At 30.2% G+C, this 12,635-nt stretch carries 11 protein-coding genes; 6 read left to right on the top strand and 5 right to left on the bottom strand.

The genetic code is table 11. The features are described 5' to 3' along the window. Positions 1–6 precede the first annotated feature (6 nt). From gldM to topA, 5 genes are all read right to left on the bottom strand, one after another. Positions 7–1,530 (bottom strand): gliding motility protein GldM, encoded by a 1,524-nt coding sequence (gene gldM / locus ACJJVY_RS12130; protein WP_405608918.1) that lies wholly within the window; start codon positions 1,528–1,530, stop codon positions 7–9. A 42-nt stretch (positions 1,531–1,572) separates the two neighbouring features. After that, on the bottom strand, positions 1,573–2,217 hold the full coding sequence (gldL, locus tag ACJJVY_RS12125) for a gliding motility protein GldL (protein ID WP_405608915.1): 645 nt from the start codon (positions 2,215–2,217) through the stop codon (positions 1,573–1,575). Positions 2,218–2,246: 29 nt separating this feature from the next. Further along, the gene (gene gldK, locus ACJJVY_RS12120; RefSeq protein ID WP_405608912.1) at positions 2,247–3,608 is read right to left on the bottom strand and encodes a gliding motility lipoprotein GldK; all 1,362 of its coding nucleotides are present in this window, start codon (positions 3,606–3,608) and stop codon (positions 2,247–2,249) included. 106 nt (positions 3,609–3,714) lie between these two features. Beyond that, positions 3,715–4,875, bottom strand: a complete 1,161-nt coding sequence (locus ACJJVY_RS12115) for a formimidoylglutamase (RefSeq protein WP_405608909.1) — start codon at positions 4,873–4,875, stop codon at positions 3,715–3,717. 32 nt (positions 4,876–4,907) lie between these two features. After that, a complete protein-coding gene (gene topA / locus ACJJVY_RS12110; RefSeq protein ID WP_405608906.1) occupies positions 4,908–7,436 on the bottom strand; it encodes a type I DNA topoisomerase in 2,529 nt (842 codons plus the stop codon). Positions 7,437–7,634: 198 nt separating this feature from the next. On the opposite strand from topA, the gene miaB reads away from it, so the two are divergent. From miaB to groES, 6 genes are all read left to right on the top strand, one after another. Next, complete coding sequence (gene miaB / locus ACJJVY_RS12105; protein ID WP_405608903.1) at positions 7,635–9,092, top strand: tRNA (N6-isopentenyl adenosine(37)-C2)-methylthiotransferase MiaB; 1,458 nt, start codon at positions 7,635–7,637, stop codon at positions 9,090–9,092. A gap of 102 nt (positions 9,093–9,194) precedes the next feature. Then, positions 9,195–10,418, top strand: coding sequence for a sigma-54 interaction domain-containing protein (locus ACJJVY_RS12100; RefSeq protein ID WP_405608900.1), 1,224 nt, complete (start codon positions 9,195–9,197; stop codon positions 10,416–10,418). Between the two features lie 81 nt (positions 10,419–10,499). Next, the gene (locus tag ACJJVY_RS12095) at positions 10,500–11,006 is read left to right on the top strand and encodes an LptE family protein (RefSeq protein WP_405608897.1); all 507 of its coding nucleotides are present in this window, start codon (positions 10,500–10,502) and stop codon (positions 11,004–11,006) included. Continuing rightward, positions 11,000–11,782 (top strand): hypothetical protein, encoded by a 783-nt coding sequence (locus ACJJVY_RS12090; protein ID WP_405608894.1) that lies wholly within the window; start codon positions 11,000–11,002, stop codon positions 11,780–11,782. The genes ACJJVY_RS12095 and ACJJVY_RS12090 overlap by 7 nt, the downstream gene beginning before the upstream one ends. Further along, a complete protein-coding gene (gene secG, locus ACJJVY_RS12085; RefSeq protein ID WP_405608891.1) occupies positions 11,779–12,105 on the top strand; it encodes a preprotein translocase subunit SecG in 327 nt (108 codons plus the stop codon). The genes ACJJVY_RS12090 and secG overlap by 4 nt, the downstream gene beginning before the upstream one ends. Positions 12,106–12,288: 183 nt before the next feature. Continuing rightward, positions 12,289–12,564 (top strand): co-chaperone GroES, encoded by a 276-nt coding sequence (gene groES, locus ACJJVY_RS12080; RefSeq protein ID WP_405608888.1) that lies wholly within the window; start codon positions 12,289–12,291, stop codon positions 12,562–12,564. Positions 12,565–12,635 lie beyond the last annotated feature (71 nt).

The raw sequence follows: 12,635 nt of genomic DNA, 5'->3' as shown, positions 1-12,635 counted from the left end.
TAACTTCTAGTTTGTTAATTCTATACTAACAGGTAAAACTTTTTTAATGTTAATTCCGTTAGCTGTAGCTTTAATATTAAAAATATTAATTTGGTCTCCTCTTTTAGCCTTAGACAATTTTTGTTTTGCCGCCGCACTTAAAGTAGATCCATTTACTGTAATTGTTAACTGACCTGGTACTTTAATTTGAAAACTTTGAACACTAATTTTTAAATCAAATTCAAAATCTGGTAACCCTGCAGCAATTGGTGCATTTGCTAAACCAGACTTAGGCATTCTTACCGTACCGTATTGTCCTCTCACAGACCCCATAGCTGCTGGTATATCTTTAATTCTAAACGTAGCTTTAGAGTTTACTGTTTTACCACTACTTAAAGTTGCACTAACATTTATAACAGCAGTATTACCGCTACTTGGTTTTAATATATACTTACCTCTACTACCAGACAAACTACCACCTGTTGCCGAAACTCTTAAATTGTTATCACTAACACCTGGTAAAGAAACAGAAATAGGATTATTTAAGCCTCTATATACCACGTTCATTTTATCTGCTGACACTACAGCTGTACTTGGCTCTGGTATAACAGAATAAGAATTTTCGAAAGGAACCTCTACTACTTCTCCATTCTGTGTAAAAGCAATAGTTCCTTTAATATCATGGTTACCAACATTACCTGCTGGCATGTCTATAATTACTTGTCCTGATTGAATATTATCGTAATCTTTACCATTTAAAGTTACATTGTCTGGCACCATTGTTGCATCATAACGCCCCAAAACAATTTTACCTGTTACTTTTTCTCCTGCGAAGTATGCATTTTTTTCTAATGCAACAATACCTTTATAATTATTTAAAGATAAAGCTTCTTCCATTTTACCTCCTAATAAATCCGATACAATATCACTTTCTGTATTTTTAATATCAGCCTGCATTTGCGTTAAACTCGTTAAAGAAGCAACTAAAGGAAAACCTTTATATCTATAATCTAACCATTTTACAGTATTACCATCACTATTAGTAACATCGGCAGTAGAAAACCTTTTATTTAAAACAGGCGCAAATTTACTATCTTCCCCTAAAACATTAATCACATCTACTCTATAAGAATTTATTTTGTCTAAAAACTCTTTACCTTCTTCTGTAAATTTATCTCCTTGAAAAAAATACTCATCTAAAAAGGACGTTTTGTCCATTGTTTCATAATCGCTTTTATCTTCAATATCAGCAGTCATTTTAGATTTTAACTCTTCTAAATATGTATAAAAATTAGCAGAATAATCTTTAATTTTCTTTGCATCTTTATTTAGCTCTCCAAACTTTTCTGTTTGTTCACTTGCTTTAGTTTCTAAATTTGCATAAGCAGCGTTATTTTTTGCTGTAGTTGATACATTATTTTCAGTCAACTTTTCATTCATAAAGCCAAAAGCAGATAAAACTTCTTTACTCATGTTTAGTGCTAACATTGCAATAAACACAAGATACATTAAGTTTATCATTTTCTGTCTTGCGGACATTTTTCCTGCCATTCTAATTAGTTTTTAAGTTAATATATATAGTTTAACTAATTATTATTTTGACATTGCAGAAAGCATTCCTCCATAAACCCCATTTAGAGAAGATAGATTCTTTTCTAAAGCTGCCATTTGTTTTTGTAATTTTTCAGTATTCTCTACTACAGCAGTATTTAACGCAGTATGCTTGCCAGTATTTTCAACTTGTATTTTATACAAGTTATTTAAAGATTCTAATTGAGAAGCTGCTAATGTAACTTGTTCGTTATATTTATTTGTAGATGCAACTGATGTAGAGGTAGACGACAAACCTTCTGCTGCATTTTGAAAGTTTTTCATACTACTACCTAATTTCTTCATCAAGTCAGCATCTATTTTAGCATCATTTAATAAATCATCTATTTTTTGAGAAAGTAAACCTTGTGTTTCTATTTTTCCCTCTATTTTAGAAGAAACTAAGCTTTCTCCTCCTTCTAATTCAGGATATACCTTTGTCCAATCAAAATCTTCTTCGGGTGTATCAAAAGCAGAAACAGCAAATACAAGAGCTTCTACCAAAAGACCTATTGTTAACATCATACCACCTGATATCCCAAGGAACTCAATATGCTGAATTTTAAATAATGCCCCAATAATAACTACTGCTGCTCCCATTCCGTAAACAAAATTCATTATTTTTTTGTATGATCTTGATTGTGCCATAATTTTTTTTTATTTATTTTTTTCTTTTTTTAATTTGTCGTTCCAATATAGTTCTGTACTGCTCTAAACCCAATATAGCTTCTAGCTGTATCTGCATATTCATAATCTCTAGAACCTACTTCTAAAAAATATGCTACATCTTTCCAGGAACCTCCTCTTATTATTTTTCTTTTATTTGTTCTATCTTCTACATTAGGGTTCATAGTTGAAGCCATGTAATATGATGATAAGTTATATGCCGTACTTGTCCATTCAGAAACATTACCAGCCATATTGTAAAGACCATAATCATTAGCATTATAAGATCTAGCCTCTACAGTATACAAAGCTCCATCTGCAGCATAATTACCTCTTACTGGTTTGAAGTTTGCTAAAAAGCAACCTCTATCTGTTGTTGTACTTCCTGTTCCCCAAGGATAAGTTGCAAATTCTAAACCACCCCTTGCTGCATATTCCCATTCTGCTTCAGTTGGCAATCTAAAATTTGGTACAGAAGTTATATTTTTCTTATTTTTTAAATAATCATTTTTCTTCTTTGTTCTCCAATTACAGAATGCATTTGCCTGATCCCAATTAACACCAACAACAGGATAATCTCCATAAGATTGATGATGAAAATAATCTTGATGCATAGGATCATTGTAAGAATAATTAAAATCTTTTACCCATACAGTAGTATCCGGATAAATATTTAATACTTCTGTTTTTATAAAGTCTTTTCTGCTACCACCTTTTCTAGCTGCATTATCTCTATCAAACCAAGAATATCTATAATTTAAAAATTTTGTATTAAAAATTCTAACACCATCAACAGATTCTCCTCTTTTAATATATAAACTATCCATTACTTCTACATAATCTGCATCAGGAAAATCTTGAGTCTCCCAAATAATATCAGTTTCCCAATCTAATGGTTTTATAGAATCAATACCTATTCCTAAACTATAGTAATTATCATACATATACTTTTGGTATGGAGTTGAATTAGCTACGGTATCTTTAAACTTAAAGTCTTGTATTCCTCCTGTTGGTGCATTACCACCAGAAATTGTCATATAACTAGCAAATTCTGCCTGAGTTGCTAATTTTGTTCTTACGATTGAATCTCTTACCCAAAAAACAAACTCTTTGTATTCATTATTGGTAATTTCAGTTTCATCCATGTAATATGGTCTAACTGTAACTGTTTTTGTTGGTGTATTTAAAGTACCTATAAGATCTTGATCTTGTTTACCCATTGTAAATGAGCCTCCAGGAATCAAAGCCATACCAAAAGGTTTTTCAGAAAACCACTCCTTTTTAGATTTCACCCCTACTAGTTCTCCTCTATCATTAGAGCCACAACTGTAAAAAATGGTTATTAAAAGTGCAAATACTGCTGCTTTTTTCATATTATATTTTTGTATTTACTAAAAGTTCGTAAACCTATTATTTTTTTTGCTAAAATACAATGTTGAAAGTGGATTTTAACGTATTGTTTTTGATTATATTCTTAATTTACAACATTTTCTTCATTGCCTTATACCATCTTTCTGGTATATTTTGATTTATTGCATCTGTATAATCTCTGTATGTACATGGTATTAACGCATGTCTTTTGTATTTATTATCTGAAAGAATTTTTATCTCCATCCACCATCTACCAGATTTATTACTCTTATAAAAAATTAATGAATCATCATCTTCCATTAAAACAGTAAATTTTTGATAATTTTCCTTCCCAGAAAAAGGATAATCTTTTACTCTAAAATTAACCCCTTCTATAAAATACCATATCATTTGAGCAATTAAACTTGCTGTCTGATGATTCTTATCATATCTAGGATTATACTCATAAATACCAAAAGAAGATACCTTATCGCTAATACCTGCATATCTTGTAATTGCACATATTTCTTCTCCATAAAAACCATTTGGAGATGCATTATTATTAGCAGGTGCATCACTTTGCCTTACAGCTCCTATATCAATAGAAACAATATCTGCATTTCTAAAAGCAGGTTCTATATTTTCTAACTCTTTTGCGTTTCCTAATCGATACGCATCAAAAAATAAATTTTCTAATAGTTGAATTTCTTCTTGAGAGTTAAAGTAAGTTTGATAACCAACGTTAGAGTAATTAAACAGATTATTAGGTTCTTGCATAATTATCTTACTTAAATAAGATTGAGAGGTTAACTCGTCATCTATATCCCCTAAATCAAATCGACTATCTACTGCTGTAATATTTACAGTTTGCTCTAAATTATCGTAAGACCTGTAATTTACATAAGTAATATCTTGACCTCCACCAATAATAATAGGAATTATATTTTTTTTTATTAAATCTGTTATAATTTCTGATACCGCAAAATAAGTATCCGACACAGCATTTCCTTTTAAAACATTTCCTAAATCTGCAATTTCTGTCTGCCAATTTCCTGGAAATAATTCATAGATTTTTTTTCTGATAAAATGCAAACCTTCACCACAACCAAAGTTATCTTCAGAGTTTCTATCTTCTTGAACACCAAGAATTGCTAATTGTACATTTTCTAAATCTGGAAAACCTTCTTTTTCTGAATGAATTCTTATTTTTTTCCCTAAACATAAATTAGGTTGTAATTCTAAATGTTCTAAAACAGTTTCTTTTACAGGAGATAAAAAGTATTCGATCATCAATTTTTCTTAACAAATATTATAGTAAGTTTTTACTTCTTCTTTGCAACTCTTTTAGTAGTTGTTTTTTTAGCAGTAGCTTTTTTGGCTGGCGCTTTTTTTCTTGTTGCCTTTTTCTTAGGTGTTTTAGCTTCAATCATCTTTTCTGCTTCTGCCTTAGTAAGTTTTTCAATTTCGGTAGTTTTTGGCAATTCAATTTTAATCTTTCCTTTTAAAACATTAAATCGCCCCCAACGTGCTTTTTCTACACGAATACCAACATCTTCCCAATTATGAATAACTTTATCTATTTCTTTCTGCTTTTTAACCTCAATTAATTCAACAATATCATCATCAGAAAGGTTGTCAAAATCGTACTTTTTATTTACGTTGATAAACATTGAGTTCCATTTAATATATGGCCCAAAACGCCCAACACCTTTTTGTACAGGTAAATCTTCGTAATAATAAATTGGTGCATCTGCTTTTTGTTTTGCAACAATTAATTCTTCTGCTCTAGGTAAATCTACTTCCATAGGATTTTCTCCTCTATCTAAAGAAACATACATTGCACCAAACTTAATATAAGGCCCAAAACGTCCGTTAGAAACAATTACTTCTTCATCTTGAAAAGTACCTAATGTTTTTGGAAGTAAGAATAATTCTAAAGCTTCTTCCATAGTAATTGTACCTAAATGCTGATCTTTATTTAAGCTGGCAAATACTTTTTCTTCATCTTCCGGCGCTCCAATTTGGGCTATTGGTCCAAATTTACCTAAACGTACTAACACTGTTTTACCAGATTCTGGATGCTTTCCTAAAATACGCTCTCCACTTTCTCTATCTGCATTTTCTTTAACATCTTCTACATTGTCATGAAATTTGGTATAAAAACCTTTTATCATTTCTATCCAATCTTCATCTCCTTCAGAAATATCATCAAAAGAAGATTCTACTCTTGCCGTAAATCCAAAATCTAAAATATTAGAAAAATTTGCAACTAAAAAGTCGTTTACAATGTTTCCTATATCTGTAGGAATTAATTTATTTTTATCTGAACCTGTTTTTTCTGACAAAGTCTGACTTTTAACAACAGCATTCGCCAAAATCATTTGCTCATAATTTCTTTCCACACCTTCATTTTGGCCTTTTTCTACATAACCTCTTCTTTGAACTGTAGAAATTGTTGGTGCATATGTAGATGGACGTCCAATACCTAATTCTTCTAATTGTTTTACCAAAGAAGCTTCTGTAAAACGATAAGGCGGACTCGTAAATCTTTGTGTAGCATTTATAAAAGAATAATTTAAATGCTCTCCAACTTTTAACGTTGGTAACATTCCTGCTTGTTCTTCCTCATCATCATCTTTTCCTTCTAAATATACTTTTAAGAAACCTTCAAACTTTATCATTTCACCATTTGCTGTGAAAATTTTTGAGTTTTCAGAATTCTCTATTTTCATATTAGTTCTTTCCAATTGAGCATCACTCATTTGAGAAGCTAATGTTCTTTTCCAAATTAAATCATACAATCTGTTCTGATCATATTCTGTATCAATAGAATGTGCTTTCATGTTTGTTGGTCTAATTGCCTCGTGAGCCTCTTGCGCTCCTTTTGCTTTCGATTTAAAAACACGTTGTTTACTATATTCTTTTCCGTAATAATTGGTAATTTCTTCTTCTGCAGCATTTCTTGCATCTACAGATAAGTTTACACTATCTGTTCTCATATAGGTAATTAAACCGGCTTCATACAAACGTTGTGCAACTTGCATTGTTTTTGCTACTGGAAACCCTAATTTACGTGATGCTTCTTGTTGTAATGTTGATGTTGTAAATGGTGCTGCTGGCGATTTTTTTGCAGGCTTTTTAGTTAAATCTGCAATAGAAAAATCTGCATTTGCACAAGATTTTAAAAATTCTTCGGCAGATTTTTTAGAATCGAAATTCTTAGGGATGGTTGCTTTAAATGTTTTACCATCAATATTAGAAAATTCTGCAACAACCTTATAATGTGTTTCTGCCTTAAAATCTAAAATACTTCTTTCTCTTTCTACTATTAAGCGTACCGCAACAGACTGTACTCTACCAGCGGATAAACCTCCTTTTACTTTACGCCATAAAACAGGTGATAATTCATACCCAACAAGTCTGTCTAAAACTCTACGCGCTTGTTGTGCGTTTACCATATTATAATCTATATCTCTAGGATTTTCGACTGCTTTTAAAATGGCATTCTTAGTAATTTCATGAAAAACAATACGTTTTGTATTTTCTTCTTTTAAATCTAATTGTTCTTTTAAATGCCACGCAATAGCTTCTCCTTCTCGATCCTCATCACTTGCTAACCAAACGGTGTCTGCTTTTTTAGATAATGATTTTAATTTTTTTACTACTGATTTTTTATCATCAGATACTATATATTTTGGACTAAAATCTCCTTCTACATCAATCCCTAATTCTTTGGATGGTAAATCTGCAATATGACCAAAACTAGATTCTACTTGAAATTCTTTTCCAAGAAATTTTTCGATAGTTTTTGCTTTTGCTGGTGACTCTACTATTACTAAATTTTTTGCCATTTATCTTTCTTTTGTAGCTAAAACGCTTTAAAACGTACTATTTTAAGCACAAAAGTAGTCAGTTTTTTGTTAAAAAAAATTTTTTCATCAATTTTCGACAAATTATTATTTAAATACAATATAATTTTCTCTGCCAATTTGTCACAAAAATTAATATTTGGTTGTATCTTTGCACACCTTCAAATGATAAATTGAGAGATGGAACACGCAGAAAAAATCATAAATGAAAAAATACAAGGTAAAGCACTTGTAACCGAACATAAAAAAGAGAATTCTAAAAAATTATTCATAGAAAGCTATGGCTGTCAGATGAATATGAATGATAGTGAAATTGTTGCTGCTATTTTAGAAAAGCAAGGCTACAACACTACTCAAGTTCTTGAAGACGCAGATTTAGTTTTGGTTAATACTTGTTCTATTAGAGAAAAAGCCGAAACAACTGTTCGTAAAAGATTACAAAAATACAATAGGGTAAAGCAGCAATCTAACAAAAACATGAAAGTTGGTGTTTTAGGTTGTATGGCAGAACGTTTAAAAGAAAAATTCTTAGAAGAAGAAAAAATTGTAGACCTTGTTGTTGGGCCAGATGCTTATAAAGATTTACCAAACTTATTAGAAGAAGTTAATGATGGTAGAGATGCGGTAAATGTTATTTTATCTAAAGAAGAAACTTACGGAGATATTGCTCCTGTTCGTTTAAACTCAAACGGAGTTTCTGCATTTGTTTCTATTACTAGAGGTTGCGATAATATGTGTACTTTTTGTGTAGTCCCTTTTACTCGTGGACGAGAAAGAAGTCGTGATCCCAAAAGTATTTTAGAAGAAATACAATCTATGGTTGATAAAAACTTTAAAGAAATTACGCTATTAGGTCAAAATGTAGATAGTTTTTTATGGTTTGGTGGTGGATTAAAAAAGGATTTTAAAAAAGCATCAGAAATGGCACAAGCAACTGCTGTAGATTTTGCTCAGTTATTAGATATGTGTGCTACAGAATTTCCAAAAACACGTTTTCGTTTTTCTACATCTAACCCTCAAGACATGAGTTTAGATGTAATTCATACAATGGCAAAGCACAAAAATATTTGCAAATACATTCACTTACCTGTACAAAGTGGAAGTAACGCCATGTTAAAAGCCATGAATAGACAACATACTCGTGAAGAATATATGGAGTTAGTTGACAATATTTATAAGATAATTCCAGAAATGGCATTATCTCAAGATATGATTGTCGGTTTTTGTGGAGAGACAGAACAAGATCATCAAGATACTTTAGAACTGATGAAATATGTAAAATACGATTTCGGTTTTATGTTTGCTTATTCTGAAAGACCAGGAACTTTAGCTGGAAAAAAAATGGATGATGATATTCCTAATGAAGTAAAAAAACGAAGATTACAGGAGGTTATAGACCTTCAACAAGAACACGCTTTATATAGAACTCAACAACATTTAGGTAAAACAGAAGAATTTTTAATTGAAGGTACTTCTAAGAAAAACCCTAATGAATGGAAAGGTAGAAATACACAAAATACAGTAGCCGTTTTTGCAAAAGGAGATTATAAGTTAGGTGATTTTGTAATGGTAAAAATAGAGGATTGTACATCTGCTACATTAAAAGGTACTGTTATTGGGTATTCTGATAATAATTAAATATTAGCAACAAAGTTGCTGAGTAACCAAACTGCAAAAAAGTTATTTTGCTACTAAACCTTGTTACTCTGTTACTTTAAAATTTTGCAACTAAAAATTAAAATGGAGAACTTACAAGCAATAAAACAACGTTTCGGAATTATTGGTAACGATATTCAACTAAACAGAGCTTTAGAAAAAGCTGTGAGAGTTGCACCTACAGATATTTCCGTTTTAGTTACCGGAGAAAGTGGAGTTGGTAAAGAAAGTATTCCTAAAATTATACATTCTTTATCTCATAGAAAACATGCAAAATATATTGCAGTAAACTGTGGTGCAATACCAGAAGGAACTATTGATAGTGAACTTTTTGGCCATGAAAAAGGTTCTTTTACAGGAGCAACACAAGACAGAAAAGGTTATTTTGAAGTTGCCGATGGTGGAACTATTTTTTTAGATGAAGTTGGAGAACTACCGTTAACAACACAAGTACGTTTATTGCGTGTTTTAGAAAATGGTGAATTTATAAAAGTAGGTTCATCAAAAACACAAAAAACAGATGTAAGAATTGTAGCTGCAACCAACGTTAATATGCAAGCTGCTATAGAAAAAGAAAAATTTAGAGAAGACTTATATTACAGATTAAGTACCGTAGAAATTCATTTACCTGCTTTAAGAGAACGTAATGAAGATATTCATCTTTTGTTTAGAAAATTTGCTTCAGATTTTGCTCAAAAATATAGAATGCCTTCAATTCGTTTAGATGAAAATGCTATTAGCGCTTTATTAAACTATCGTTTTCCTGGTAACATTCGTCAGCTTAAAAACCTAGCAGAACAGATTTCTGTTATAGAAGAAGATAGAATTATTTCTGCAATAAAACTTCAACAATATTTACCTAACAACAAAGGTAATTTACCTGCTATAATTGGCGGTAAAAAAGAAAATGATTTTTCTACCGAACGAGATATTATGTATAAAATCTTATTTGATATGCGTAATGACATTAATGATCTAAAAAAGCTAACTTTAGATTTAATGAAGAATGGAAATGTAGAAGAAGTCCAAGAAGAAAACCATCATTTATTAGAAAAAATTTATAGCGATAAAGAATTAAGAGATAGTGATATTGAAGTTCTAAACATTCCTCAGAACTCTTCTACAGATAAAGATTATGATTTTATTGAGACTATTGAGGAAGACGAATCTCTATCTTTACAAGACAAAGAGATAGAAATGATTAAAAAATCTCTAGAAAAAAATAGCAATAAACGTAAATTAGCTGCCAAAGAACTCGGTATTTCTGAAAGAACTTTGTACAGAAAAATTAAACAGTACGATTTATAAATTACTAAACTATTAATTTCTATAATTAAAAAACAGCAATTTTAATTTTTTTATAAATTGCTCTAAGAATATTAAAAAATCATGAAAAAATTACTCTATATAACTTTCTTCTCATTATCTACCATATTATTTATTGCTTGTGGTGCTTATTCTTTTACAGGAGGTAGTACTGGAGATGCAAAAACATTACAAATAGATTTTTTTCCTAATCAGGCTTCTTTAATAGAACCAAGTCTAAGTCAGACTTTTACACAAGAGTTACTAGATCTATTTACACGTCAGACCAATTTAACACCTGTAAAATCTAACGGAGATTTATATTTTAGTGGAGAAATAACAAACTACAGAGTAACTCCGATGAGTGCAACTTCAGACCAAACTGCTGCTCAGAACAGATTAACAATAACTGTTAATGTTAGATTTGAAAATAAATTGATAGAGAAAGATAGTTTTGAAAAACAATTTTCTTTTTACTCTGATTTTGCAGCAGATGCACAACTTACAGGTACTGTTTTAGACACAGCTTTAGAAGAAATAATAGATAGGTTAACACAAGATATATTTAATGCTTCAGTAGCTAAATGGTAGTTTCAAAGTTTATAAAAATCATAGAAAACAATCAAAATATTCAACAATTAGAAACTGCTGAATTAAAGTCTATTGTAAATAAATTTCCTTATTTTCAAGCAGCTAGAGCTTTATATTTAAAAGGATTAAAAAACCAAGATAGCTTTAAATATAATAACGAATTAAAAACAACTGCTTCTTACACAACCGATAGAACAGTATTATTTAATTACATAACAGCTAGTGATTTTAGTAATGAAAAAAAAGACATTCATCAACTTGTTTCAGAAAAAATAACTAAAGAAATTGTATCAGAAAAACAAACTGAAACGATTCCTATTATTATTGATGAACCCTCTATTGAAAAACCTCTTAAACAACAAGAAAAAATTGATGAAGTAAAAAAAGAATTAAAAATAGGAACACCTATTTCATTTTCATCATCAGAAAACCACTCGTTTAGTGAATGGTTACAACTTTCTACTAAAAAACCAATTGTTAGAGAACCAAAAGTAGAAAAACCAACTGTAAAAGAAATATTAATCGATAAATTTATAGAAAGTAATCCAAAAATAAAACCTTTAGCAAAAGACAAAACTATTGTTGCACCTTTAGAAAAAAACAGGCAAGATTCTTTATTAATGACAGAAACATTGGCTAAAGTCTACTTAGAGCAAAAAAAGTATGATAGTGCAATACAAGCTAATAGAATTTTAAGTTTGAAATATCCGGAAAAAAGTGGTTACTTTGCAGACCAAATAAAAAGAATACAAATTTTACAAAAAAATAAATCATGAGTTATACAGCATTTTTAATTCTAATTTTGATTGTAGCCTTAGCATTAATATTAATGGTAATGGTACAGAACCCTAAAGGAGGAGGATTATCTTCTTCATTTGGTGGTGGTGGCGCACAATCTTTAGGAGGTGTACAAAACACAAACAACTTTTTAGATAAATCTACTTGGACTTTAGCTATTGCTATGTTTGCTTTAATTTTATTAGCAAACTTTGCGATTCCTAGAAGTGGAGATGGTATTCAATTAGAAAATACTTTAGATGGTGTAGAAACTTCAACACCAATAGAACAGCCAATAACTAATACAAACGATAGTTTATAAAAAATTATCTTTTTTATCATATTAATAAAAATGCCAACGAAAATGACACGTTGGCATTTTTTTATGCTTAAAAATTAACAATAAATGTAATCAGAGAAAAATTGTCAGTTATAATCTAATGGCACAATTTCTGACTGTTTATAAAACGTAAAAAATAATTTAATTAATCAAAATTTATAAAAAATGGGATTAAATATTAAACCTTTAGCAGACAGAGTTCTTGTAGAACCTGCTCCAGCAGAAACAAAAACAGCGTCTGGATTAATTATACCAGACAACGCAAAAGAAAAACCTCAAAAAGGAACAGTCGTTGCTGTTGGTAACGGTAAAGTTGATGAACCTTTAACTGTAAAAATTGGTGATACTGTTTTATACGGAAAATATGCAGGTACAGAACTAAAGTTAGAAGGAAACGATTATTTAATAATGCGTGAATCTGATATTTTAGCTATCATCTAAAAAAGCTATTTATTTAAGGCTAATTGCCTTTAGTAAAACAAAAAATAAAGCAAACCCTTTTTAGCTATAAG

Source organism: Polaribacter sp. Asnod1-A03, assembly GCF_045063585.1.
Classification (GTDB): Bacteria; Bacteroidota; Bacteroidia; order Flavobacteriales; family Flavobacteriaceae; genus Polaribacter.
This window is presented reverse-complemented; position numbering and strand designations above follow the sequence as displayed.

Bases quoted from the DNA above. Each gene is read 5' to 3' on its own strand.
- miaB (WP_405608903.1), top strand. From the start codon at position 7,635: ATGGAACACGCAGAAAAAATCATAAATGAAAAAATACAAGGTAAAGCA.
- ACJJVY_RS12090 (WP_405608894.1), top strand. From the start codon at position 11,000: ATGGTAGTTTCAAAGTTTATAAAAATCATAGAAAACAATCAAAATATT.
- ACJJVY_RS12100 (WP_405608900.1), top strand. From the start codon at position 9,195: ATGGAGAACTTACAAGCAATAAAACAACGTTTCGGAATTATTGGTAAC.
- secG (WP_405608891.1), top strand. From the start codon at position 11,779: ATGAGTTATACAGCATTTTTAATTCTAATTTTGATTGTAGCCTTAGCA.
- gldK (WP_405608912.1), bottom strand. From the start codon at position 3,608: ATGAAAAAAGCAGCAGTATTTGCACTTTTAATAACCATTTTTTACAGT.
- topA (WP_405608906.1), bottom strand. From the start codon at position 7,436: ATGGCAAAAAATTTAGTAATAGTAGAGTCACCAGCAAAAGCAAAAACT.
- gldL (WP_405608915.1), bottom strand. From the start codon at position 2,217: ATGGCACAATCAAGATCATACAAAAAAATAATGAATTTTGTTTACGGA.
- ACJJVY_RS12115 (WP_405608909.1), bottom strand. From the start codon at position 4,875: ATGATCGAATACTTTTTATCTCCTGTAAAAGAAACTGTTTTAGAACAT.
- gldM (WP_405608918.1), bottom strand. From the start codon at position 1,530: ATGGCAGGAAAAATGTCCGCAAGACAGAAAATGATAAACTTAATGTAT.
- ACJJVY_RS12095 (WP_405608897.1), top strand. From the start codon at position 10,500: ATGAAAAAATTACTCTATATAACTTTCTTCTCATTATCTACCATATTA.
- groES (WP_405608888.1), top strand. From the start codon at position 12,289: ATGGGATTAAATATTAAACCTTTAGCAGACAGAGTTCTTGTAGAACCT.